Source organism: Acinetobacter sp. WCHAc060033 (genome assembly GCF_004209125.1).
Taxonomy (GTDB): domain Bacteria; phylum Pseudomonadota; class Gammaproteobacteria; order Pseudomonadales; family Moraxellaceae; genus Acinetobacter; species Acinetobacter wuhouensis.
Genome location: NZ_SGSW01000047.1, coordinates 1 through 25,641 on the forward strand (window position 1 = coordinate 1; position 25,641 = coordinate 25,641).

Genomic DNA, 25,641 nt, shown 5'->3' on the forward strand with positions numbered 1-25,641 from the left:
CCCCTAAATCAAAACTTTTGATGTAAGACTCCGCCAAGTAAACTTGAAAACAATGTTGTTCTTTTGAAGTACGTAACATCAGTTAGTTATTTAAAAGTAAGTAATAGAATAAATGAATTTGAAATCACAAAATATTGATAAAGGATGAAATAAATGAAACAAGTGGAATTCTATTTTGATTTTGGTAGTCCATATAGTTATGTGGGTTTTTACCGTATTCAGCAGATTGCAACGCAACATCAAGCAGAAATTATTTGGAAACCGATGCTATTGGGTGGTGTTTTTAAAGCAACAGGGAATAGCAGTCCGATGGCGGTTCCTGCCAAAGCACGTTATTCGATGATTGATTTGGGTAGATGGTCAAAACTTTGGAATATTCCTGTGCAAATGAATCCGTATTTCCCGATTAATACCTTGAACCTGATGCGTTTGATTGCAGCCGTGCAACTGTATCAGCCTGAAAATTTTCAAAAAGTGTTGCAGGGTTTATTTGATGCCATGTTTGGACAGCCTAAAAATTTAAATGATATGAGTGAATTGGTTGCATTGGCTCAATCATTAGAACTTGATATTGATCAGGTACAGGCTTGGCTTGCCGATGATCAAGTTAAAAATCAGCTTAAACAAGTGACTGAAGAAGCGATTGAACGAGGTGTTTTCGGTGCGCCAACTTGGTTTGTGGGGGATGAAATGTATTGGGGTGTTGATCATTTACATTTTGTGGAACAGGAATTAGCTGAAAATTCATCAGTTTAATGATTGGTTTAATGTGAATGAAATAGATCAAGGCTTGATTCTTGATCTATCAGAGTCTTTTTTATTTTAAGAATAATAAGTCTGCACAAGCATCAGCATGATTGCCAATGTAAATACTGACAAAATCGTTTGTAGACTGATCACCGCTGCCATTAACTGATAATCACCATTGAGCAGTTTAGTTAAGATATAAGCAGCGGAAGCTGTTGGAATCGAAAAGAAAATCATGATAGCGACAACGGCTGTGTAACTCAGCTCAAAAAATTGCAATACAATAAATGTCATGATCGGAATGATACACAATCTTGCCAAGCTAATGATGAATGCGGTTTTGAAATAGGCTTGCACGCCTTTAAATTGAATTGCCGTACCAACACACAGCAAACCTAACATTAAGCTACTGTTGGAAAAAGCCTGTAGCAGACTTTGAAAACCCGTCCAAATCGGAATCTGTAATAGGTTAAAAGCAATGCCAAGAATACAGGAATTAATCAAAGGGTTTTTGATCAATGAAATCGCAATATTTTTGATATTTAATTGATTTTTCGGTGTCAGTGAAAGAATGGACACTACATTTACAAAAGGAATGGCGATTGCCAAAATATTCACCAAAATGCTTTTAATTTCAGGATTGGATAGTGTGGTTGCAATTGAAAGCCCAATATAGGTATTAAAACGAATCAGACTTTGGATATACACTCCGAAATGTGCATCAGGGCTTTTATTCAGCTTGGCAAAAACATAGGTACTGACAATGATGATCACCATCATGGCAAAGATCACCATCAAAATGCTGTCGAGGTGTCCCATGTGCATATTGGCACTCGCCAACGAACTAAACAGCAATGAGGGAAACAGTACATAATAATTCAGCTTTTCAGCACCATTCCAAAATTTTTCATCCAAAGTATGTGATTGGAATAGATAGAATCCCAGGGTAATCAGAGCAATCGGTGAAAATAGAATATTGATCATTTGTAACATGTGCGCTGCCTGATCCTTACTGAATTGGGCTGAAACAATTCATTTGTGACAATTGATAGCTGAATTTGAATATAGGATATTCCTAATAATACTTCATGGTAAAATGAGTTTTTACTCATGAGCAATGTGTGCATGACTTTTACCCAATTAAGTATTTTTGCGCTTTTGGCAGAGCAGAAAAGTTTTACAGTCGTGGCACATCATTTGCAAATTTCGCAATCTGCGATTTCTCATGCAATTAAAAGTTTGGAACAAGATTGGGCAGTGACCTTATTCCATCGTGATCATAACGAAGTGGAACTCACTGAAGCGGGCGCTCGTCTGTTGTTGCATGTGCAGGAAATTCTTAATATTTCCAATCAATTAAAACAAGAAATTTCGGATATTCATGGTTTTCATTCAGGAACTTTGCGTATTGGCTCTTTTGGTGCATCTTCATCCAATGTACTGATTCCACTGATTTTAGAAAAATTTAGCATTGAATATCCCAATATTGAAGTGTTTATCAAAGAGGGTACAGACAAAGATATTGCACAATGGATTCAGGAGCGCAGTATTGATGTGGGTTTTGTAGTGTTGCCTGATGAGTGTTTTGATACCTTTTCTGTTATGAATGATATTTTTGTGGCTTTGATTCCAAAATCTTATGAACTTGCTAAACAAAGTGCCGTGCGTTTGCAGGAATTGGTCGAGCATCCATTTTTAATGACTTCAGCAGGCAGTCAAAGTCATGTTACTGAAATGTTTAGAAAAGCTAATCTAAGCCCTAAAATTAAGTGTCATTTTTCGCAGATTTTAACCATCATTAATATGGTGAATAACCATGCAGGGGTTTCAATTGTGGCTGATATGGCGTTGAATCAGGAATTGATGACGTTATTTCCCAATGTGCAGAAATTGCCTTTATCACCGAATATTAAAAGGTCAATCGGCTTGGCAGTAAAGAATAAAAAGCAGATCAGCCCGATTGTGAAGGCGTTTATAGAGATTGCGCAAAAGGTTTAAGTTTTATTTTAAAAATGTTATGCAGTAAGTTAAAACACTTTTTGTTTCTCAATAAAATTGGATACACGGTAACGTCATTCGCAACTGTTTGAGGCAGGACTACATCTGTAAGTTAATGTTTCCGCGATATATCAATCAAAAGATGGTAATTGACGAGTTTTGCGATGAGGAGCAACGCTCCGCAAGGTGGTTTTCTTGCGAAGCTTCGCTTCTCATTTTTCCGAAAAAAAAGTAGGGCGAGCCGCAGGCTAACCCTGAAATTAAAACTTTCGACGTAAGACTCCGCCGAGTATGCTCTAAAACAGTTTGAAAGGCGCATAGTTTTTAAAGTGTGTAACATCTGTTTTTAATTCGCGACATAAAAAATAAAGCGAACCGAAGTTCGCTTTAAATCACACAAAATTCAAATTTAAAACTTAGAAGAAGCCCATTGCTTTAGTTGAGTAGCTTACAAGTAAGTTTTTAGTTTGTTGATAATGATCAAGCATCATTTTGTGGTTTTCACGACCGATACCAGACTTCTTATAACCACCGAATGCAGCATGCGCAGGGTAGATGTGGTAACAGTTAGTCCAAACTCGACCCGCCTGAATCGCACGACCTGCGCGATAAGACGTATGTGCTGAACGTGACCAAACACCTGCACCTAAACCATAAATTGTATCATTGGCAATTTTGATTGCTTCGTCATAATCTTTGAAAGTAGCAACAGAAAGTACAGGTCCGAAAATTTCTTCTTGGAAAATTTTCATGCTGTTATTGCCTTTGAAAATGGTCGGTTCGATATAGAAACCTTCGCCCACTTCATGACGATCGCCACCACCTGTCAGCACTTGCGCACCTTCCGCACGACCTGTAGCGATACAACCCAAGATTTTGTCTTGTTGCTCTTGAGATGCTTGTGCACCAATCATGGTATCTGTATCCAAAGGATGACCCGTTTTAATACGTTTTACACGTTCAACCGCCATTTCCAAGAATTTATCAGCGATGCTTTCCTGAACCAAGGCACGTGATGGACAAGTACAAATTTCACCTTGGTTTAATGCAAACATTGCAAAACCTTCAAGCGCTTTGTCTAGGAATTCATCATCTTTGTCCATGATATCTTCAAAGAAGATGTTTGGAGATTTACCGCCAAGTTCCAACGTTACAGGAATGATGTTTTCAGTCGCATATTGCATGATTTGCTGACCAACCGCAGTTGAACCAGTAAATGCAATCTTCGCAATACGTGGATTTGTAGCAAGTGGACGACCCACTTCGATACCAAAACCATTGACTACGTTAAGTACGCCAGCAGGGAGTAAATCTTGAATCAATTCAACAAGAACTAAAATACTTGCAGGCGTTTGCTCAGCAGGTTTCAAGACAATACAGTTACCCGCAGCCAAAGCAGGAGCAAGTTTCCACGTTGCCATCAAAATTGGGAAGTTCCAAGGAATGATTTGACCCACTACACCCAAAGGCTCATGGAAATGGTAAGCGATCGTATCTTCATCAATCTCAGAAATGCCGCCTTCTTGTGCACGGATACAGCCTGCAAAATAACGGAAGTGATCAATCGCAAGCGGAATATCTGCTGCAAGCGTTTCGCGGACAGGTTTACCATTGTCCCAAGTTTCAGCGACTGCAAGAAGTTCAAGATTTTCTTCTAGGCGATCTGCAATTTTCAATAAAATATTTGAACGAGTGGTCGGAGAAGAACTGTTCCAGCTCGCTTTTGCTTTATGCGCAGCATCAAGAGCAAGTTCAATGTCTTCTGCAGAAGAACGAGGAACTTTGGTAAATGCTTTACCATCTACTGGAGAAATATTATCAAAATATTCACCTTTTAAAGGTGGAACCCATTTTCCATCAATAAAGTTTTCATATTGAGCTTTGAATTGTACTTTTGAACCAGGTTGGTTTGGATCTACATAACGCATAAGAATATCCCTTTACTTATTTTCATGCACTGAATGAAATAGGCATGATGTTTAAAATTGCATGTATGACGAAAGTCATTCTTTACATGATGAATTGAGCATAGAGAGGCAAAGGTAGGAGAAAGGTTGGATGAAAAATTAAGAGGATTTGGGCTATGCTTTAATCTTTGACAATGTTTTCTTGTTGGTCGAAAAAACGAGATGAAAAATAAATTTTAGCCTTATTCTAACGCTTTGGTAGTAGTTGTGTTGACGAGGGCTAAGGGAGTTGTGTTAGTGTGATAAAGTAATTTATAAACATAGTTACTGGAATAAAAAAATAAAGAAGAAAGGATTTGGGAAATTTAGCCAATTTACATAGGAATGTAGCGTATGTTGAGCCAGAAAGAGTTAACCCATAAGCGAAATCTAATTGAGCAATTACGCCAAAGTAGCAGTTTGTCTTTAAAACATGCAGATCAGCTCGGTCAAAGCATAGCAAGTTCATGGCAACGTTCAAAATCTGCTGCGATTCCTAAAGATCGTGATGCTGCACCGCTGATGAATGTCAAAGCAGAGCGTAAATCAGTACTTGAAAAAGCCATAGAACATTGTGGTGATGAACTTAGACATATTGCTGAGCAGTCTTCGATGGTTGCTGCTGTCGGTGATATCGGTAGTACCATTATTTGGTCGGCAGCCAGTGGTCAAATGCGTAGTGCTGCAGAACGTGTTCATTTCGTAGCTGGCGGGCAGTGGCGTGAAGATTTGGTTGGAACCAATGCACTGGCTTTGTCCTTGAAAACCCAACAATCAAGCTGTGTATTTTCCAGTGAACATTTTATGTCATCTGTGCATGATTGGGTTTGTTATGCCTCTCCCATCATTGATCCTTATTCAAAACAAGTACTGGGTGTGATTGATCTTTCAACCACATGGAATAATCACAATAGTCTAGGGCTGTTAGCCGCAGAGCGCTGTGCTTCGATTATCCAGTCAGCATTATTGGAATATCAGCAACAACATTTATTTATCCGTGCTTTTGCAGTTCCACAAGTTTTATTTAATGGGAAAATTGTCGTACTCACACCACGCCAAATTGAAATTCTGACCATTCTCGCTTTATGCCCTCAGGGCATGAATTTAGAAAATTTACATCAATCACTTTATGGTGAGCGAAAGGTGAGTGTGGGGACTCTAAAAGCTGAAATGTCGCAATTACGCGATATTTTAGGGGGAATGTTAGGCTCTCGCCCGTATCGTTTATTGGCACATGTTGAGGCTGATTTTCTGCAAGCAGAGAATGCGCTAGATTCAGGTTATACCGAATCTGCTTTAAAACTGTGTAAAGGCGTATTTTTAGCAAAAACAGAAAGTCCATTCTTATGTGCTTGGCGCGATTGTTTAGAGTCACGTTTAAGTGAAGCGATCTTTAAAGCCAATGAAACGGATGTATTGTTGAAACATCTTGCGCATTTTCCAGAAGCGATTGATGCAGTTGAGCGATTGATTGAGTTAACACCTGAAGGGCATCCTGCACATCAAGTTCTACTTAAATATAAAGATGAACAGTGATGCGCAGCAGCCGAAAGGTTGTTTCAACTAAAATGGTTTATAGAAATGGCTTAGATTTCTTTTTGTTCTAGCCATTGGAAAAGAGAAGCATAAACTTTTGCGCGCACATCTGGTGCAGATAATACTAAATCATGCAATCCATTTTGAATTGTCATGACATTGACATCACCTTGTAATTTATTTCCATATTTAACAATGTCTTTAACTTCTAAGATAACGTCAGTTGTTTGAGCATTCCGATTGAATTTTTTAGGATAACTGGTTTTATGTGAATGCATAATTAAGGTGGGAACATTCACTTGTGTGCCTGCATGGATTTCTTTCTGTGCTTCAAAAATAGCATGAACGAAACTGAGGTAGGCGAAAGGATAGGAATCCTTTTTCCAATTTAAATCAAAATTCCATTCACCATGAAATTTTTGATGCAGGCTTGGTACATACCATTTATTCAACTCACTTGGGAATTTTAGTTTTGGTAAATGTCTACCTAGTGCGGCTAGACGTGGCAAAGCAAGTTTTTTCTTCCATGCAGGCATATTAAAATCATAAAATGGACTGTTACACCACAGTGCTTTGATCAATGGATGATTTGGATAGTGTGCAGCATAGAGTGTTGTAATTAAACCACCTGTAGAGTGCCCAGATAAAAGCACACTGTTATGACCTTCTTGTCCAATGATCTCTAAAGCTTGAGTGATTTCAGCATCATATTCATTCAAGTTCAGCACATAATAATATTTTTGATGTGGTAAATATGAGCGACCGTATTTTCTCAGATCGAGTGCATAAAAGTCATAACCATGTTGGTTAAATTGTTCTGCCATTTCTGTTTGAAAGAAATAATCAATAAATCCATGGATATATAACACGGCTTTGTTTGTTGTTTGCGATGCCTTTTTACGTACCAAGGTTGCTGTGACTTTACCCTCATAGTCATCAGGGAGGTTGATGGTTAATTGTTCATAACCTGAGCCAAGTATATCAGGTTGATACTTCAATTGTGCTGTAGTCATTTGATTTCCCTGTGAATATGAAAGTTAATTTATAAAAATTAAAGGTACGAGCTGACCATTTGTAAAGACTGATCATAAAGTTGTTGTGCAAGTTGTTTGTTCTTTGCCTTTGCGGATTTAAAAGCAGGCGTTTGCAAACTCACATAATCACCATTGCGTTTTGCCCATTTCGGATCAAAAGCGATTTTCTTAATCAGTTCAGCAGGTTTTGTTGGTGGAATCAATCCAAGTTTGATAATAGCATATTGCCATTTCGGTAGTTCACGATAGATTTCTGAATCTACACCACCGGGATGTAGCGCATTACTGGTGACATTTGTCCCTTCAAGCTGTTTGGCTAAAGCATTACTGAATAAAAGATTGGCAAGTTTACTGTTGCCATAACTGATTACGCCATTATATTTTTTGATGTGATCGGCTTTAAAGTGCTCTGGTTTGATTGAACCTAAAACGTGCATCATTGATGCTAGATTAATCACGCGACCATGTTCAGCTTTTTTAACTAAAGGAAGCAGTTTCATGGTCCAGAGGAAAGGGCCGAGATAGTTCACACCAAATTGCTTTTCATAACCATCGACTGTGGCTTCTAGCTCGGGTGTCATCATGCCTGCATTATTCACTAAAACATCAATTTTTTCGTATTTGGCAATGATTTCATTGGCGGCTTGATTAACTTGCTCGAGACTATTTAAATCCAAAGCAATCACATCAACTTGTCCTTTATTTAAGGATTGTAACTGCTGTTGCGCAATCTTCGCTTTTGCAGGGTTGCGACATGCAATGATCACATGATGCCCATCTTTGACAAAAGTTTCTGCAGTTGCTAGCCCGATGCCGGTATTCGCACCTGTAATGACGATTATTTTCTCATTTGCCATTTTTAGATTCTCTGTATTGAATTATTTTAACGGTGTTTTAAGCATCATAAGCATAGTTTGTATTTTTGACAATATATGTTGTCATTTTGAGAATTGAAATAAAAAAAGGGAATATCACCGAAGTGATATTCCCCAAAGTAGAGAAGTGAAACAGTAGTAAAATTTAAACTGAATGGGAGTAACGATTACATCGCGGCTTCAAAGATACCAATCACTTGAGCATCCGTTGCTTTACGCGGGTTGGTCAACATACAAGCATCTTTTTGAGCATTTGAAGTCATTACAGCATGATCTTCAGCTTTCACGCCAAGCTCAGCTAAGCCACTTGGGATACCGATTGATGCAGAAAGTTCGCGGATTGCTTCGATAGCAGCAAATGCAGCTTCAGTCACAGTTAAACCATCAGTATTTACACCCATTAGCTGTGCAATTTTCGCATAGCGATCCGGACATGCAATAAGGTTAAATTCACATACGTGCGGTAATAAAATTGCATTACATACGCCGTGTGGTAGGTTGTAGAAACCACCTAATTGGTGCGCCATTGCATGGACATAACCCAATGAAGCGTTGTTAAATGCCATACCAGCAAGATACTGTGCATATGCCATTGCATCACGCGCTTCTAGGTTTTCACCGTTCGCAACAGCAGGGCTTAACCATTCACTGATCATCGCAATTGCTTTTTCAGCACATGCATCTGTGATTGGGTTTGCAGCAGTAGATACATAAGCTTCAACAGCGTGAGTTAATGCATCCATACCTGTTGCAGCAGTTAATGCAGCTGGTTTTGCAATCATTAACTTAGGATCGTCGATAGCAACAAGTGGTGTACAACGCCAGTCAACAATCGCCATTTTTACATGAGTATCAGTGTTAGTGATGATACAGAAACGCGTCATTTCTGATGCAGTACCCGCAGTTGTATTGATCGCAACAAGCGGTGTCATTGGTACTTTACTTTGATCAATCCCTTCATAATCACGGATATGACCGCCACCCGCTGTCACTAAGCCAATACCTTTAGCGCAGTCATGAGATGAACCACCACCTAAAGATACGATAAAGTCGCAACCATTTTCATTATAAGCATTTACACCGTTGTGTACGTTAATGTCCGTTGGGTTTGGTTCTGCGCCTGGGAAAACGTGGCTGTCTACACCTGCTTCTTTTAGATAGTCGACAATAATGTCTGCAACGCCGAATTTGAATAAGCCAGCATCAGTGACGATAAGTGCTTTTTTCGCCCCTAAATTTTGCGCTTTTACACCAACTTCTTTGGCACAACCAGGTCCAAAAAGTGATACGCAAGGGATATAAAAACCGTTTGTTTGATCTGCAATATTTTTAAAAGCCATGGTGCGATTCCTTCTACCATTGTTATTTCATCATTCCATCAGGTGTTGATCACCTTGAGATTGAGTATCTTGGTTGAAGGTTTTTTTTTAAACCTACGAAACACCTACCAAATTATATTGAAGATTTTTATCTTATATCTTTTTGAAATTTATGAATAATATTTTTAATTTAAAAATTATATTTCATAGTAATATAATTTTCTAGAATTAAACGACATAAAAAAGCACCCTTAAAAAGGATGCTTTTTTCATACATAGATTGCAGGAAAATTATTTTTCTACAATCGCTGTTACACCTTGACCACCCGCAGCACAGATCGAAATGAGTACACGACCTGAACCTTTTTGGTTAATCAATTTTGCAGCAGTAGCAAGGATACGACCACCTGTAGCAGCAAATGGGTGACCCGCAGCTAAAGAAGAACCTTTTACGTTTAATTTGCTACGATCGATTGAACCCAATGGTGCATCTAAACCTAAACGTTCTTTACAGAACTTAGGATCTTCCCAAGCTTTCAAAGTAGAAAGCACTTGTGATGCAAAAGCTTCATGAATTTCATAATAATCAAAATCTTGAAGTTTGATGCCTGCGCGATCCAACATACGTGGAACTGCATAAGCAGGCGCCATCAATAAACCTTCTTTCTTACCAAGGAAGTCTACAGCAGCTGTTTCAGTGAACGTTAAGTAAGCAAGAACTTCATGACCATTGGCTTTAGCCCATTCTTCAGATGCTAAAAGTACCACAGAAGCACCGTCAGTCAGTGGCGTAGAGTTACCCGCTGTCATGGTAGCAGTATCACCTTTACCAAAAGCAGGCTTAAGTTTTGCAAGTTTTTCTACAGAAGAATCTGGACGTAAGTTATTGTCTTTTTCTAAACCTAAGAATGGCGTGATCAGATCTTCGAAGAAACCTTCTTCATAAGCTTTCGCCATTTTTTGATGAGAAGATGCAGCAAGCTCATCTTGTGCTTCACGAGGAATACCCCATTCTAAAGCCGTGATTGCTTGGTGATCACCCATTGACAAACCAGTACGTGGCTCACCATTTTTAGGTGCATCCATCAAATCTTTAACATTGATTTTTGCTAATGCTTTTAAACGATCTTTACCTGTTTTTGCGATGTTAAGTTCAAGTAAAGCTTTACGTAAACCATCACCAAACGCGATTGGTGCATCAGAAGTTGTATCTACACCACCTGCAACACCCACTTCGATTTGACCAAGTGCAATTTTATTTGCAACAAGGAACGCTGCTTGTAAGCCAGTACCACATGCTTGTTGAATATCGTAAGCAGGGGTTTCAGGTGCAAGTTGAGTGCTGAGTACACATTCACGTGTCATGTTGAAGTCACGGCTGTGTTTCAATACTGCACCTGCAACCACTTCACCTAAACGCTGACCTTGTAAATTAAAACGTTCTACTAGACCGTTTAATGCTGCTGTGAGCATGTCAGAGTTAGAAGCTTTGAAATATGGACCATTTGAACGTGCAAAAGGAATACGGTTACCACCGATGATTGCAACACGACGTACAGTATTTTGACTCATAGTTTTATCCTGTTGACCAGAAGTTTGAGTTTTAGAAGATGAAGAAGTCACTTTTTTAACCGTTGTGCTCGCTGCTTTACTACGTGGAGCTGTTGTAGTTGTACGAGTCGGTTTTTTTGTCGTACTTGTTGCAGTCGCTGCTGTAGTGTTTGTGTTAACATTTTTACTCGTACGGGCACGAGGTTTTGATGTATTTGACACAGTCTCTGTCGCAGTATTTTCAACGTTTGAATTTTCTTGAGTTGTTTTGCTCATAAGGCTTTTCCAAGCATGTTCGCAATTTTCTTAAGTGTTACATTAACATAATCATCTATGGGCTGAATTGACTATAATGACATTTGCATATTCTTTCAGGTCAAGTCATCATTATTGCAACTCAAGTATTATTAAACTGAAACTTATGGAACATTTGTATGATAAGTATCTGAGATTGCATTGAAGTTAAAAGATCGCTTAAGTTCCATATACAATTAATTAGATGAGAGATAAGAAACATGTCTGACCAATACCAAGCATTTGCAAAATCTCCAATTGGTAAATTTGTCATTAAAAATTTGGGTTTACCATCACCGATTCAAATCGAACGTTTTGAGTCGCCTACACCGGTTGTAAAAGGCGCTGTTTTATTTGGTGCGGCACCAAATAGCCAATTTTCAGGTGAAATTGCACAGGTTCTCAGTAATATTCATGCAAATACCTATGCAGGAAATAACGCAGAACTACAACAAGCTGCTGCAAAGTCTGGTTTAAATGTGGGTGCATTTAACGAAGGTGATAAAGAGTCTAAATTCAAAGCAGTGGTTTTCGACGCTTCTGGTATTCAAAACTCAGAACAATTAGATGAACTTTATAAATTCTTTAATCCAGTTGCACGTCAAATTGCAACTTCTGGTCGTGTGATTGTGATTGGTTTAACACCTGAAACTGCACCGACGATCAAACAAGCAATTGCACAACGTGCACTAGAAGGTTTTGTAAAATCAGTTGGTAAAGAGTTTAAAAAAGGTATCGCTGCCGATTTGATTCTTGTGGATGCGGATGCAGGTCAAAATTTAGAATCAACTTTACGTTTTGCGATTTCTCCACGTTCTGCTTATGTATCAGGTCAAGTGATTCGTGTATCTAAAGGCAATGTTATCGATGTTGATTGGGCAAAACCTTTAGCTGGCAAAACAGCTTTAGTGACAGGTGCAAGTCGTGGTATTGGTGAAGCGATTGCACATGTATTGGCTCGTGATGGCGCGCATGTTATCTGTCTAGATGTTCCACCACAACAAGCTGACCTTGATCGTGTTGCGGGTGAAATCGGTGGTTCTACATTAGCGATTGATATTACAGCTGCGGATGCGGGTGAGAAAATCAAAACTGCTGCTGTGGCTCAAGGCGGTTTAGACATTATCGTTCATAATGCAGGGATTACACGTGACAAAACTTTGGCAAATATGAAGCCTGAGTTATGGGATCTTGTGATCAACATTAACTTGTCTGCTGCTGAACGTATTAATGACTATTTATTGTCAAATGACGGCTTGAATGCAAATGGTCGTATCGTTTGTGTATCATCGATCTCAGGTATCGCGGGGAACTTAGGTCAAACTAACTATGCAGCATCTAAAGCAGGTGTGATTGGTTTAGTTAAATTTACTGCACCAGTGCTGAAAGATGGTATTACGATTAATGCTGTTGCCCCTGGTTTCATCGAAACTCAAATGACTGCTGCGATTCCTTTTGCAATCCGTGAAGCAGGTCGCCGTATGAACTCTATGAGCCAAGGCGGTTTACCAGTCGATGTTGCTGAAACGATTGCATTATTTGCATCTACAGCATCTACAGGTTTAAATGGTAACGTTGTACGTGTATGCGGTCAGAGCTTGTTAGGGGCTTAATCAGTCGCTTTATTCCCTCTCCTTGAAGGAGAGGGTTAGGGAGAGGTGGAGTTTAATTACGATACATTTCGCCTTTCCAGTTTTCTCCTTAATCCATGCTAAGGAGAAGGAATCCATCAGATAGATTAGAAAAAATCAAAGGTTTAGTATGAATACTCGCCATTTTAGTCAACTTCCAAAACCTTATTTAGCTTATCCAAAAGTAATACAAGGTTTGATTTTTAAAAAACCGAAAGGTGAAAAGGTTCTACCGCAAGTTGAATATGTGGTGGATTCGTTCAAAGTCGATCAAAAACATTTAAAAGCCTATAACGAAGTGTGTGGTTTTAAAAATAATGGGTATATTCCTGCGATTTATTTAGCGGTTTTATCGCAAAGTTTGCAAATGCATATGATGACAACAGAAGCATTTCCATTTGCAATCTTAGGTCTGGTTCATATTCGTAATCAAATCAAACAAACCCGTAAAGTCGGTGTAAATGAACAGTTGACCTTGTCTTGTAAATTTGGCGAGTTAAAGCCACATGATAAAGGTGTGCAGTTTGATTTTATTACCACCGCAAAAGTGGGTAATGAAGTGGTGATGGAAGGTTTAACGACTTATCTTGCACGCCAAAAGACGGATGGTTCTGTTGCTGAAAAAGCCAAAGAAACGAAAGAACCAAACTATCAAGTACAAGCCGTTTGGAATGTTTCTGAAAATACAGGTCGTCGTTATGCAATGACTTCTGGTGATTTCAACTTGATTCATATTCATGCTGTAACGGCTAAAGCTTTCGGCTTTAAACAAGCAATTGCTCACGGAATGTGGAGTAAAGCACGTGTCTTGGCAAGTTTGAATTTAGCAGATGCTTATGAAGCCGATGTTTTCTTTAAACTACCGATGTATTTGCCATCAACCGTAGAATTTTTAACTGCTGAAACAGGAAAAACTACAGATTTCTTGATCCGTAATCAAAAATCACAAAAACCGCATGTTTCAGGTATAGTCAAAGCAATATAATTTACCATAGTATAGGAAGCCTAAGTCGAGATGATTTAGGCTTTTTTTTGGAATAAAAAAGTAAACGAAAATTGATAAGAATGGGCAGGACGATGAGTGGTTTAACGGATATTATTTTTGCAAATACCAAAAATTATCAAGGCGTTGTAGATGAACGTTTTCAAGATTTAGCAACTCAATTTAGTCGTTTACAGGATGGTCGGATTGAGCATGGTGGTGCTGCACTGACCGTTTATTTTCAAGGTCAAAAAGTTGTCGATATTTATACGGGTAAAAAAACTCAAACAGAACAATGGAATGATCAAACGCTTTCTGTCTGTTATTCCACAGGTAAAGGCATTTTGGCTACACTTGCGCATATTTTAGTGAGTGAGGGCTTGGTTGATTATGATCTTCCTGTTGTAAATTATTGGCCTGAATTTGGGCAAAATGGTAAGGAAAAAATGACTTTGCGTCATATTCTGAGTCATCAAAGTGGTTTATATGATATTCGTAATATCATTGAAAGTGCTGTTGAAATGGCGGATTGGCAACACATGCTGAATGTCATGGAACAGGCGACCCCACGTTTTGAAATCGGTGAAGATATTGCTTATCAAGCCATTACATTTGGCTGGTTGGTGGGTGGTGTATTAGAGAAAGCAACTGGGCGAACATTAACAGATTTAATGCAAACGTATTTGGTTGAACCTTTACAGTTAGATGGTGCTTATTTTGGTGTGCCTGCGCATGAATTGTCTCGTGTTGCCCGATTAATTCCAAAAAAGCAAAGTACAGCACCCGCCCAAGCGGAATCAAAAAAACCTAAAAGCAAACAAAAAAAAGCATCCTTCTCAGATAAATTGGCGGAAATGACAGGGCAAAATCCGCAAGATTTTTTAGATGCGATGGTGCCTAAAGGCATGCGTGATTTTAGCTTTTTTAGTGATCAAGGTTTGCAAGCGATTATTCCTGCTGCCAATGGCGTATTTAGTTCAAATAGTTTAGCGAAAATTTATGCCATGATGGCAAATAAGGGTGAATGGGACGGTAAGGTATTTATTCGTCCCGAAATTTTCGCTGAGTTAAGCCAGATCCAATCGATTAAACGTGACCGTGTGATGCCAATCCCGATGAAGTGGCGTCTGGGCTATCATCGTGTCATTACGATGGGGAAACGTGCGAAAAAAGGTTTTGGGCATATTGGTTATAATGGTTCAGGTGCTTGGTGCGACCCGCAACGTGAACTCAGTTTTGCTTATACGCATAACTTTGCGATTGGTTCGATTACAGGGGATTATCGTCTATGGGGACTGACTCAAGAAACTTTGCGTTGTGCAGATAGATTGGTTAAAGGTAGTAAAGGCTGGTTTTAAGCAGTTATTTAAATGCTTGGGTTGATGCCTGAAATTTAAAATCGGGCATTCCTATAATGTTTTTGATTTTTTAACATGGTAGTAAAAAATATGGCACTTTACGATTTATAGATGTTGTGTTAAAAGGATTCAAAATAACTATTGATTTCAATTGAATGATTAAAAAAGAATTTTCGATTTCAGAATTATTTGGTATCTTGTCAGTTGTAGCATTAACAATATCTGTGTTAGCTAATACATACTTTTATTATTCATTAGATGCTATATGGGTAATGTCGGTTTTGTCACCAACATTTTATGTTATGGATATTATAAAAGTCATAACAGCGCTGAGTGTTGTCATTTTTTTTAATGCATTTTTTGTTTATCAATATAAAGTATTAACAGTGAGATTTTATAAGTACGTAAAGAAGAAAAAAGTCATTGTAAAAGATCAAAATATTAAAGAAACCACTCAGTTTATAAATAAAAATCAAAAAAAATATGAGCTTGGAAAAATTCTTTTTGTATTGCTTGCTTATGCAGTGATACTGTGGTTATTCGGAATCATTTTTAAAAGTTCAGGTCAAGTTATTTATTTTAGTGAATTATTGTTCATTTCAGTGCTAGTTGGGGGGATGTTGACTATTTTTTCAGATAATCAGATTAGAAAAGATAAAGAAATAGTAATTTTCATTATGATTTTTATGTCTTTAATTGCCACTTGTTTTGTTGCAGATACAAAATTGAAAAGGCTTAATGAATCTGCACCAATTACGATATTAAAAAACAAAGATAAAGAGAACTGGATTATTGTTGATAGTTTTCAAGATAAGGCGATTCTTCTCAATCAAACAGCAAAGCACAACATCATTAAAATCGTCAAATTTGAAGAAATTGATCGAATTATCTCTCATAAGAAATAACTCTATAGTTCTTCATTCACTAATCATCAAAAAAACAGTATCCTTATAGCTATAATGAGGAGCTTTCATGTATCAGGTACTTGCACGTAAATATCGCCCACGCAACTTTAATGAATTGGTTGGACAAAACCACGTATCACGTGCGTTAACCAGTGCTTTAGATCGTGGACGTTTACATCATGCATATCTGTTCACGGGAACACGTGGCGTGGGTAAGACCACAATTGCACGTATTTTAGCAAAATGTTTAAACTGCGAAACTGGTGTGACCTCTACGCCGTGTGAAGTGTGTGCAACCTGTAAAGCCGTCAATGAAGGGCGTTTCATTGACTTGATCGAGATCGATGCTGCTTCACGTACCAAAGTTGAAGATACTCGTGAACTCTTGGATAACGTACCTTATGCACCGACTCAAGGTCGTTTCAAGGTTTATCTGATCGATGAAGTACATATGCTGTCAACGCATTCATTCAATGCTTTGTTAAAAACATTGGAAGAACCGCCTGAGCATGTGAAATTTTTATTTGCAACGACAGATCCGCAAAAGTTGCCGATCACAGTAATTTCACGTTGTTTGCAATTTACCTTACGTCCACTTGCTGTTGATGAAATTACTCATCACCTCACCAATATTCTTAATAAAGAAGAAATTCAATCTGAACAAGATGCGATTTGGCAAATTGCTGAATCTGCACAAGGTTCATTGCGTGATGCACTATCTTTGACGGATCAAGCGATCGCTTATGGTCAAGGTGCAATTCATCACCAAGATGTTAAAGAAATGTTGGGGTTGATTGATCGCACCATTATTTATGATTTGATCTTAGCAATTCATCAAAATCAACGTGAACGTGTCAGCCAATTGTTGTTGCAATTCAGGCAGCAAGCTTTAGATGTTTCATTGGTTTTAGATCAGTTTATTTCGACCTTGCATGAATTGGCAATGTTGCAATATTTACCTGATTTAAGCCTGAAATATAGTGCTGAAATTAATCAGAAAATTATGACCTTGTCGCAATTGGTTTCCGCTCAGGACTTACAATTGTATTACCAAATCGCATGTAAAGGTCGTGCAGAGTTACAACTTGCTGTTACACAAGAGCAAGGCTTTGAAATGACGGTGTTGCGTTTATTGGCATTTAGACCAACTCAAGTCAATGAAGTTGTGGTTTCGCAACAGCAAGTTTTCCAGCAACAAGTTTCTCAGCAAATTGAATCAAATGTTGTTATTGAAAGTAACTCATCTTTAAATAGCGCACCGTTAAATCCTGAAGCGGTGCAAGCAGTACCAGTTCAAGAGGTTCAATTACAAGACTCATCATCTTTTGATCCAGATTTAGAAGAAGTAGAAGAACAATTGGCACAGCAATCTGTTGCTGATCCTGAGCCAAGTAGTGATGATTATTTAGATGAAGAAGTTGAAAATTCAAATGATCAATTTACGAATGTACAGAATGAAAATATTCAGCATTTAGAACAATCGGAAAATGAACAGATTGTTGCAGACGTTCAAAGTGTAGTTGTTAATTCTGAAATACAGCAAGTCGTGCAAGTTGAAGCGTCAGAACCGAGTTTGACTTTATTTGGTGGTGAAATATCACCTCAACCTGTGGTGCAGGATCAAACCCAAGATGTTTTCTTTTTAGCGCCTGAGTCTGATCGTGAAATTGCTGATACAAGTGTAGCTGTTGAAAATGCTGTTCAGGAACATACTCAAACAGTGCAGCAAGATCATTCACAACATGAAAGCACTCAGACTCAAGTCACTACAACACATCTAGTTCAATCGAGTCATCATCAAACGCCACAAGAAATTTTAAGCTTACAGCCTCAAATTCTTGAAGGTGAGTGGACGGTGGATAAGTGGGAATATTGGTTTAGAAATAGTTCGCTTTCTCCCGCTGTGCAAGAATTGGCGCAACATGGTTTGATGATCGGTACGATCAATGGTCAATCTACGTTTCAAACTTCAAAACAATATGAGAACTTACTCAACCAGACTCAACATGATCTTGAGGCATCACTAAAACAACAATGGTCAAGTACCGTATTTAATGTGCAATATGGTGAAGTTGAGACAATTACGCCATTTATGATGCAACGTGAGCGGAAGGTTCGTGCATTTGATCGTGCATCTGAAATGCTTCATCAAGAGCCTATTGTAAAAAGTTTAATGGAAGCATTTGATGGTCAGTTGGAAAATATACAACTGAAGTAATTGATTCTGCTTAATATGGATATGAAGTCATAAAAAAAGCCTGTACTTAGTCAGGCATTTTTATTGATGTATTATTTATTTGATTAAATAATTTTTTAAAGCATCTCGCATTTCTTGTGGAATCGAGGTGCTTTTTTTAGTTTCACGTTCTACAAATACATGGACAAATTGACCTTGTGCAGATGCTTCACCTTTTCCTTGTTTGAAAATGGCGAGATCGTAAGTCAATGAAGAATTTCCGATTTTAGCAATTGCAACGCCGACTTCAATGATTTCTGGATAAGTCAGTTCTTCTAAGAAATTACATGATGAATTGACCACTAAACCAATAATTGGTGAGTGATGAATATCAAAGCCTGCTTTTTGAATGAGTAGAGCATTTGCAGCAGTATCGAAATAACTATAATAAGTCACGTTATTCACATGCCCATAAATATCATTATCTGCCCAGCGGGTTTGGATCGGGAATAGAAAAGGGTAATCGTTACGATTTTTTATTTCAGGTTTCATTTGAGTTTTACATTTGGATATTATCTTTCTGTTTTAACCAACTTGTCACATAGATTCAAGTTTTTAGTTTTATTTATGACATAAAAAAGCCTATTCAGTTTAAGCGAATAGGCTTTAAGCTTAATTGATGAAAATCAATTAGAAACGGTAACCTAGACCTAAATAGGTCACGATTGGTTTAATTTCGATATCGCTTTGACCAGAAATTAAAGTCATCGAACCACCAGTATATGGGTTTGTGCCGTTGACATTTAATTTAGCTTTTGTTGTGAGATGAGCATAAGAAACTGACGCTGTTGCATACCAATTTTTATTGATACTGTAATCAATACCTAGCATTGCAACAGGTGCTACAGCATCATCAACTTTAACTTTACCCAATTGTGGATTGAATGGGGCGAGTTTAGTAGCTTTTAATGCATCATTAATTGCAGAATCTGTTTCTACATTTGAAAAGTGTGCATACATTAAGCCTGCACCTACATATGGGCGGATTTTATTGTTAATGGACCCAAAGTGGTAACGTGCAGAAATCGTAGGTGTATAGGCATCAGTCGTTGCCGCTTTATCAAATTGATTTAAATCAAGTATCGTTTCATTTCCAAGCTTAATAGCACCTTTGCCTGCAAGCTTCATCTCAGGCGGAACACCCAAAGTTAATTCTAATGAAACGTTATCATTTACAAAATAGTCAAGCATTAATCCTGCTGTATCAGCATCTTGTACTTCAAAACCAGCATCAGGATTGGCTGCTTGTAGATTTGCCATAGCTCCTAATAATGGTGAATTACCAGTTTTACCATAGACACCTTGACCGCTACTTTGTGGCATTACATGTAACCAACCAGCTGATACACCAAATGTTTTGCCATCTGAAGTGGCTGCATGTGTAACCGTATTTAAGCCGAATGCGACTAAAGGTAAGATCGCGATGCTGAGTTTTTTCATAGAATGATTTTCCGATGCTGTAAGTGATCTTAATTTTCCGATTAAGATGGACAGCGATTCTAGAGTAATTATTTTAAAAATTAAATGAAAGATAAATTAAAAAACAATCAGTTAAGATGTAATTAATTTATTGATTTGTAATAAATTACTGAAAATATAATACTTATTATTAAATGTTTAAAAATATGCTTTATTTTAAATGGTTAAAAAACAGATGATTATTTGGCTGTAATTTCAACTTAATGTTATTTTCATAGTATGAGAAAAGATTAATAAAGAAGCAGTTAGTTGTTGCTTGATTGGGAGGTTAAGTCTGGATGAGTTTGAACTTTAGGGGATAAAAGCTTATTGATGAGTCTTAATTCATCAAAAAGCTTTACCTCCTTACTATAAGAGCGGTGTTAATAAATCGCTTGATAAATTTTCAGAGCATCTTCTTGTTGCATTGCTCTTGGATTATTTTGCAAAAGTCGTGTTTGTAACATCGCATCATTGGCTAAAGTTTCAAGTTGATGTTCTTGTACATTTAAATCACGTAGTTTTAAGGTTAAACCGCTATTGTCTAGGTGGCTTTGCATATGATCAATAAAGAGATCACATAAACCTTCGATGCTACCTTTACTATATGGATTTAGCCATTGCATCAGTTCTGCATAATGTGTTTTTGCGTCAGGTGCATTGAATTTTAATACTTCAAGTAAAACGAGAGCATTGGTATGCCCATGCGATAAATGAAAATGCCCACCTAAAGGATAGGCAAGTGCATGCACAGCACCGACTGGTGCATTGGCAAAAGCCTGACCTGCGAGCATCGAACCTAGTAGCATATTTTGACGTGCTTCTAAATTTGAACCATCTTCTAAAACTAATTTTAAATTTTTATTCAACAGTTTGAGTGCTTGTTTGGCAAGCATGTCTGCATAAAAATTCTTTTTAATCTTTGAAGTATAAGCTTCGATTGCATGCACCATCGCATCTATACCTGTTGCCGCGGTGATATGTGCAGGTAAGCCTGTGGTGAATGTTGCATCTAAAATTGCTACATCAGCATATAAAATAGGTGCAACAATGCCTGTTTTGGTGGTTTCACCTGTGGTAACGATAGAAATAGGTGTTACTTCAGAACCAGTCCCCGCTGTAGTAGGAATTAAAATCAAAGGTAAACGAGGACCTTGGGCATTATTCACACCATAGATTTCTTGAATGGTTTGAGTTTGTTTTGGATTTGCCAATATTGCAATCAGTTTGGCAACATCCATTGAGCTACCACCACCAAAACCAATCACCACATCGACATTTCTTTGTTTAGCGAACTCAACGGCAGATAACACAATGCTTTCAGCAGGATCAGCTTGAACTTCTGAATAAATTTCATGCTCTAATTGAGATTGTTCTAATATTTCTAAAATAGGTAAATGGAGTGAATGTTGAATCATTCCTGCATCGGTGACAATTAAGGCTTTCTGATATTTATGGGCTAAAATATTTTTAAGTTCTTGAATCGAACCTACCCCTGAAATGATATTGGCGACAGTCTGAAATTGAAAATGACTCATGTGTATTATCCTTAATCTATCATCACAAATTAAACATTATTGTTTTACAGTTCTATAGGATTCGCTTGCTAAATAACTTAACATAAGACTTTATAAAATAAATGATCATTTGAGGTTGTTATGTCATCCAAAACGCCATACAAAGTTCTATGTGTGTGCTTGGGAAATATTTGTCGTTCTCCAACAGCTGAAGTGGTGTTACGACATTTTTGTGATGAAAAACAATTAAATGTTATTGTTGATTCGGCGGGAACAAGTAATTATCACCCGAATAAAGCTCCAGATAGTCGTAGTCAAAAACATGCAATAAAAAGAGGCTATGATCTTTCTTCTTTAAGAGCTAGACAGCTAAAAACACAGGATTTTTTGGACTTTGATTTAATTTTAGCGATGGATCATGAAAATTTTGATGATATCCAAGATTTGTTAAAACAAGCCATTCAACAGTTTAGTGTAAGTCAAATCAGGTCTACAATTGCATTGATGAGTGAACATGATCAGCAATATCCGCAACAAGCCTTACCCGATCCTTATTATGGAGAAGCAGACGGTTTTGAACGCGTCATTGATCAATGTGAATCAAGTAGCCAAGCTTGGGTCAATGTTTTGCAACAGCAATTTCAATATAAATAATTGATTGAAATTCAATTATCATTTTACAAGGTGATTTTAGCAAATTGCTTTAGAACATCGTTAGGAAATAATTTAGATAATGAATATTGAATCTCAGGTTCAACTAAAGCCATTCAATACCTTAAGTTTGAGCGCAACAGCTTCTCATTTTGTTAAAGTTCAATCTGTTGCTGAACTTGAAGAAGCTTTGCAATTTGCTCAACAGCAAAATTTAAATGTTTTACTCCTTTCAGGAGGCAGTAATATGATGCTTCCTGAACAGATTCATGCACTTGTGATCGCGATAGATATTCAAGGTATTGAGTTAGTCGCAGAAGATGAAAATACTGCAACCCTCAGAGTGGGGGCGGGTCAAGTTTGGCATGATTTTGTGTTATGGACGACGGAACAGAAAATGTATGGTTTACAAAATCTCGCATTGATTCCGGGTTTAGTTGGCGCGTCACCTGTACAAAATATTGGTGCTTATGGTGTTGAAGCAGGCGAGTTTATTGAATCTGTTGAGGTTTATGATCGTCAAAGTAAGCAAACACAGCACATTCAAGCGGTTGATTGTCAATTCTCATACCGACACAGCATTTTTAAAGACGATCCAAATCGTTATGTGATCACCCATGTTATTTTTAAATTATTAAAACATGCTGATTTAAAAATGAATTATGGTGACTTGAAAGCTGCGATGGGAGATGAAATTACGCCTGAAAACTTGCAAAAACAAGTAATTCAGATTCGCCAAAGTAAATTACCAGACCCAAAAGAATTTCCAAATGCTGGGAGTTTCTTTAAAAATCCAATTATTAATCAACAAGATTTTACACAATTAATTGAAAAATTCCCTAATATTCCACATTATCCTCAAAAAGATAATCAAGTTAAAATTGCCGCAGGTTGGTTGATTGATCAGTCAGGTTGGAAAGGTAAACGATTTGAGCAAGTGGGTATGTTTCATAAACAAGCTTTAGTACTGGTAAATTATGCTGATGCAACATTGAAAGATGTGAAAGCAACTTTTCAAGCGGTACAAAAAGATGTTTATGATAAATTTGGTGTACATTTAGAACCTGAACCTGTTCTTTTCAATGAGCAAGGTTTAATTCAAAACCATTAATAGAGTAAGTTTATGGTGAAACAACATTGGATGGTCAGATTTGTACGAATAGTTGCGATACTATTCGTCTTATTGAGCTGTCTGGTGGTTTTTTGGTATACACCATTTTACTCCAATTTAATGGTGAAAATTCTAAATCATGTCGTTCCTGTTGAAGTGGATCAGGTTGCAGCGCAAAGTCAACAAAAGGCAGCATTGTCAGAAGAAAATACACTTGAACCAGGTTCTGACTTATGGATTGCACGTCAAGCGTATTTGAAACTTTTAGATGAGGAAATAAAAAGTAAAAATGCACAAGATTTAATGTTGCTACAATTGAGATATAAAGCCTTACAAGAAAAAATTTCCCAAGAACAAAAAAGTGAAGAACAAGAGCTGGATAACCCTGTTATTCCTTTGCTTTCAGAACAAGTCAATTCTGAACAAGCAAGCTTAGAGGCAGTGGCTTCTGGTGTTGTGAGTGATCAGTCAAGTGAAACTGTTAAAGCATTATTGGATTTAAATAGTGAAGACAATAAAGCTTTAATGGATGAATATTTGAAATTCTTAAAAACCCATCAAATCGATGAAGCATTATTGGTGGGAGATGCAGTTGCGGTTGATGCAGAATTGGCGAGCTCACAAGTCACTGACGTTGTTGAAAATGGTTCTGATGCGAATAAACAAAATCGAGAGAGTTTAAAATCAAGCCAACCCTATGCAATCGTTGTTTTGGGTGGTGGATTAACACTCGATAAAAATCAAAAAGATATTATTGTAAATGAATATACACGATTAAGATTGGAAACAACTTTAGCACTGGAAAAGCAAAATAAACTCCCCATCGTTTTGAGCGGTGTAGAAGCACCTTATATGCAAAAATGGTTAGCAGAACGTGGTGTGGAAGCAAAATTGCTCGAAAACCGCAGTATGAACACTTGTGAAAATACACGTTTTAGTTCATTACTTTTACAAAAGAAAGGTGGAGCGCCAACAGTACTATTAGTCACAGATCGTTATCATATGCCTAGAACAAGACGATTATTTGCACTAAGTGGTATAGAAACCATTCCAGTTAATGCGCCAATGCCGACGCAACTTAGTGAATGGCAACCAAGCAAACAAAATTATGATCATAGCCGTCGTGCAAATTACGAAACATTAGCAACAATCCGCGATATGTTGTTCGGATCAAGTGGCTGTAGAGAGGTGCCTTAATGGCAGATATTCCATTTTTAAATCCAACGATTTTAAAGCAACTTGATTTACCTGTACCAAATCGAGATACCACACCATTATTATTAGAAGCATTAAATTTAAATCGTGAATATATTGCCAATAAAGAAATTAAGTCTTATCAACGTTTGTATGGTTTTGATCAGCTAGATTGTCAGCACTGGCAAGGCTATATCAAAATGCCTTTGTTTAAACTTCATGTACAAGTGTTTAAACCAAAAACTGAAAGAATAAAAGGTAGCGTATTTTTACTTCACGGCTACTTAGAACATAGTGGTATTTATCAACCGATTATCAAAGAAATATTAGAGCAAGGCTTTAGTGTCATCACCTATGATTTACCTGGGCATGGTTTAAGTGATGGGTCACCTGCAAATATTAAAGATTTTGATCACTATCAGCAGGTTTTACATTCAGTTTATCAATATGTTAAAAATTCAGCACAATTGCCAAAGCCTTGGTTGGGAATTGGACAAAGTACTGGTGGTGCGATTTGGATGCATCATTTACTTAAATATGCGCAAAAACGTGAAAACCCAATTGTAGAGCGAGTATTATTACTTTCACCTTTGGTACGTCCTGCAAAAACAGCGTGGTGGCATAACTCGATTGGTTTAGGCATTATTCGACGAATAAAAAAAGAAGTGCCACGTCATTTCAAAAGAAATAACCATAATCCAGAATTTTTACGTTTTGTCCGTTTAAAAGATCCTTTACAACCGAGAATGATGGGAATGGATTGGATTTTAGCGATGTCTAAATGGATGCAGGAAATGGAGGATTACCCGAAATGCCGTATTCCTGTTTGGTTGGCTCAAGGTGCACAAGATCAGACTGTTGATTGGAAATACAATATTGATTTTGTTCGTCGCCAATTCAGATTGCAAACCTTATTGATCTTAGAAGAAGGTTCACACCAACTCATCAATGAGCGTGCAGATATTCGTGCAGCACTCACAGGTCTTATTCCTGCTTTTTTACATGCCCAATCAGGTGGGGACTACTATGAATAATAATTTTAAATAGATGTTATAGGTTTGATTTAAATAAATTGACTAAAAAATAGATGAATAATGTCATTTTTAGCGCATTTTGTTTGAAAAATAATCACACGATGGTTTTTGTTGAAAATAGGGCTTGCGTTAGTTTTGAAAATCTATAGAATGCACTGCATCCCGACGCGATACAGCAAACGAACTTAGCTTACAGGGTTAAGTTGTTGAGTGTTTATTGCGTCTTATTTATCACTGACGAGGTGATAAATAATTCATTAAGAA

General features: G+C 37.5%; 21 protein-coding genes. 12 read left to right on the forward strand and 9 right to left on the reverse strand.

Annotated elements, in window-relative coordinates:
- Positions 1 to 153 precede the first annotated feature (153 nt).
- Positions 154 to 756 carry a 2-hydroxychromene-2-carboxylate isomerase gene (locus EXE10_RS16860; protein WP_130114137.1) on the forward strand — a complete coding sequence of 201 codons (603 nt, stop codon included), beginning with the start codon at positions 154 to 156 and terminating at the stop codon, positions 754 to 756.
- A gap of 66 nt (positions 757 to 822) precedes the next feature.
- Here the strand turns inward: EXE10_RS16860 and EXE10_RS16865 are convergent, their stop codons facing one another.
- Complete coding sequence (locus EXE10_RS16865; RefSeq protein WP_130114138.1) at positions 823 to 1,740, reverse strand: AEC family transporter; 918 nt, start codon at positions 1,738 to 1,740, stop codon at positions 823 to 825.
- 132 nt (positions 1,741 to 1,872) lie between these two features.
- Here EXE10_RS16865 and EXE10_RS16870 point away from each other — a divergent pair, with 132 nt between their 5' ends.
- The gene (locus tag EXE10_RS16870) at positions 1,873 to 2,745 is read left to right on the forward strand and encodes a LysR family transcriptional regulator (protein ID WP_130114139.1); all 873 of its coding nucleotides are present in this window, start codon (positions 1,873 to 1,875) and stop codon (positions 2,743 to 2,745) included.
- Positions 2,746 to 3,161: 416 nt separating this feature from the next.
- Here EXE10_RS16870 and EXE10_RS16875 read toward each other — a convergent pair whose 3' ends face one another.
- On the reverse strand, positions 3,162 to 4,673 hold the full coding sequence (locus EXE10_RS16875; RefSeq protein WP_068976146.1) for an aldehyde dehydrogenase family protein: 1,512 nt from the start codon (positions 4,671 to 4,673) through the stop codon (positions 3,162 to 3,164).
- Between the two features lie 372 nt (positions 4,674 to 5,045).
- Between EXE10_RS16875 and EXE10_RS16880 the strand changes: the two genes are divergently transcribed.
- The gene (locus tag EXE10_RS16880) at positions 5,046 to 6,227 is read left to right on the forward strand and encodes a transcriptional regulator (protein WP_068976145.1); all 1,182 of its coding nucleotides are present in this window, start codon (positions 5,046 to 5,048) and stop codon (positions 6,225 to 6,227) included.
- Between the two features lie 50 nt (positions 6,228 to 6,277).
- On the opposite strand, the gene EXE10_RS16885 is transcribed toward EXE10_RS16880, so the two are convergent.
- The 4 genes from EXE10_RS16885 to EXE10_RS16900 form a co-directional block, all read right to left on the reverse strand.
- Positions 6,278 to 7,240, reverse strand: a complete 963-nt coding sequence (locus tag EXE10_RS16885) for an alpha/beta hydrolase (protein WP_130114140.1) — start codon at positions 7,238 to 7,240, stop codon at positions 6,278 to 6,280.
- Between the two features lie 38 nt (positions 7,241 to 7,278).
- The gene (locus EXE10_RS16890) at positions 7,279 to 8,118 is read right to left on the reverse strand and encodes an SDR family oxidoreductase (protein WP_130114141.1); all 840 of its coding nucleotides are present in this window, start codon (positions 8,116 to 8,118) and stop codon (positions 7,279 to 7,281) included.
- 185 nt (positions 8,119 to 8,303) lie between these two features.
- Positions 8,304 to 9,476, reverse strand: coding sequence for an iron-dependent methanol dehydrogenase (gene mdh, locus EXE10_RS16895; RefSeq protein ID WP_130114142.1), 1,173 nt, complete (start codon positions 9,474 to 9,476; stop codon positions 8,304 to 8,306).
- A gap of 270 nt (positions 9,477 to 9,746) precedes the next feature.
- Positions 9,747 to 11,282 carry an acetyl-CoA C-acetyltransferase gene (locus EXE10_RS16900; protein ID WP_130114143.1) on the reverse strand — a complete coding sequence of 512 codons (1,536 nt, stop codon included), beginning with the start codon at positions 11,280 to 11,282 and terminating at the stop codon, positions 9,747 to 9,749.
- Between the two features lie 239 nt (positions 11,283 to 11,521).
- Between EXE10_RS16900 and EXE10_RS16905 the strand changes: the two genes are divergently transcribed.
- The 5 genes from EXE10_RS16905 (at position 11,522) to dnaX (ending at position 18,394) form a co-directional block, all read left to right on the forward strand.
- Positions 11,522 to 12,913, forward strand: coding sequence for a 3-oxoacyl-ACP reductase (locus tag EXE10_RS16905; RefSeq protein WP_130114144.1), 1,392 nt, complete (start codon positions 11,522 to 11,524; stop codon positions 12,911 to 12,913).
- A gap of 148 nt (positions 12,914 to 13,061) precedes the next feature.
- On the forward strand, positions 13,062 to 13,916 hold the full coding sequence (locus EXE10_RS16910) for a MaoC family dehydratase (RefSeq protein WP_130114145.1): 855 nt from the start codon (positions 13,062 to 13,064) through the stop codon (positions 13,914 to 13,916).
- A 92-nt stretch (positions 13,917 to 14,008) separates the two neighbouring features.
- A complete protein-coding gene (locus EXE10_RS16915) occupies positions 14,009 to 15,271 on the forward strand; it encodes a serine hydrolase domain-containing protein (RefSeq protein ID WP_130114146.1) in 1,263 nt (420 codons plus the stop codon).
- Between the two features lie 155 nt (positions 15,272 to 15,426).
- Complete coding sequence (locus EXE10_RS16920) at positions 15,427 to 16,176, forward strand: hypothetical protein (RefSeq protein ID WP_130114147.1); 750 nt, start codon at positions 15,427 to 15,429, stop codon at positions 16,174 to 16,176.
- A gap of 67 nt (positions 16,177 to 16,243) precedes the next feature.
- Positions 16,244 to 18,394, forward strand: a complete 2,151-nt coding sequence (dnaX, locus tag EXE10_RS16925; protein WP_130114148.1) for a DNA polymerase III subunit gamma/tau — start codon at positions 16,244 to 16,246, stop codon at positions 18,392 to 18,394.
- A gap of 75 nt (positions 18,395 to 18,469) precedes the next feature.
- On the opposite strand, the gene EXE10_RS16930 is transcribed toward dnaX, so the two are convergent.
- From EXE10_RS16930 to EXE10_RS16940, 3 genes are all read right to left on the reverse strand, one after another.
- Positions 18,470 to 18,904 carry an acyl-CoA thioesterase gene (locus EXE10_RS16930; protein ID WP_130114149.1) on the reverse strand — a complete coding sequence of 145 codons (435 nt, stop codon included), beginning with the start codon at positions 18,902 to 18,904 and terminating at the stop codon, positions 18,470 to 18,472.
- A 138-nt stretch (positions 18,905 to 19,042) separates the two neighbouring features.
- Positions 19,043 to 19,852 (reverse strand): OmpW/AlkL family protein, encoded by an 810-nt coding sequence (locus EXE10_RS16935; RefSeq protein ID WP_130114150.1) that lies wholly within the window; start codon positions 19,850 to 19,852, stop codon positions 19,043 to 19,045.
- Positions 19,853 to 20,253: 401 nt separating this feature from the next.
- Positions 20,254 to 21,408 carry an iron-containing alcohol dehydrogenase gene (locus tag EXE10_RS16940; protein WP_130114151.1) on the reverse strand — a complete coding sequence of 385 codons (1,155 nt, stop codon included), beginning with the start codon at positions 21,406 to 21,408 and terminating at the stop codon, positions 20,254 to 20,256.
- 120 nt (positions 21,409 to 21,528) lie between these two features.
- Between EXE10_RS16940 and EXE10_RS16945 the strand changes: the two genes are divergently transcribed.
- The 4 genes from EXE10_RS16945 (at position 21,529) to EXE10_RS16960 (ending at position 25,377) form a co-directional block, all read left to right on the forward strand.
- A complete protein-coding gene (locus tag EXE10_RS16945; RefSeq protein WP_130114152.1) occupies positions 21,529 to 22,041 on the forward strand; it encodes a low molecular weight protein-tyrosine-phosphatase in 513 nt (170 codons plus the stop codon).
- 79 nt (positions 22,042 to 22,120) lie between these two features.
- A complete protein-coding gene (gene murB, locus EXE10_RS16950) occupies positions 22,121 to 23,149 on the forward strand; it encodes a UDP-N-acetylmuramate dehydrogenase (protein ID WP_130114153.1) in 1,029 nt (342 codons plus the stop codon).
- Positions 23,150 to 23,161: 12 nt separating this feature from the next.
- Complete coding sequence (locus EXE10_RS16955; RefSeq protein WP_130114154.1) at positions 23,162 to 24,346, forward strand: YdcF family protein; 1,185 nt, start codon at positions 23,162 to 23,164, stop codon at positions 24,344 to 24,346.
- Complete coding sequence (locus EXE10_RS16960) at positions 24,346 to 25,377, forward strand: alpha/beta hydrolase (protein WP_130114155.1); 1,032 nt, start codon at positions 24,346 to 24,348, stop codon at positions 25,375 to 25,377. The genes EXE10_RS16955 and EXE10_RS16960 overlap by 1 nt, the downstream gene beginning before the upstream one ends.
- Positions 25,378 to 25,641 lie beyond the last annotated feature (264 nt).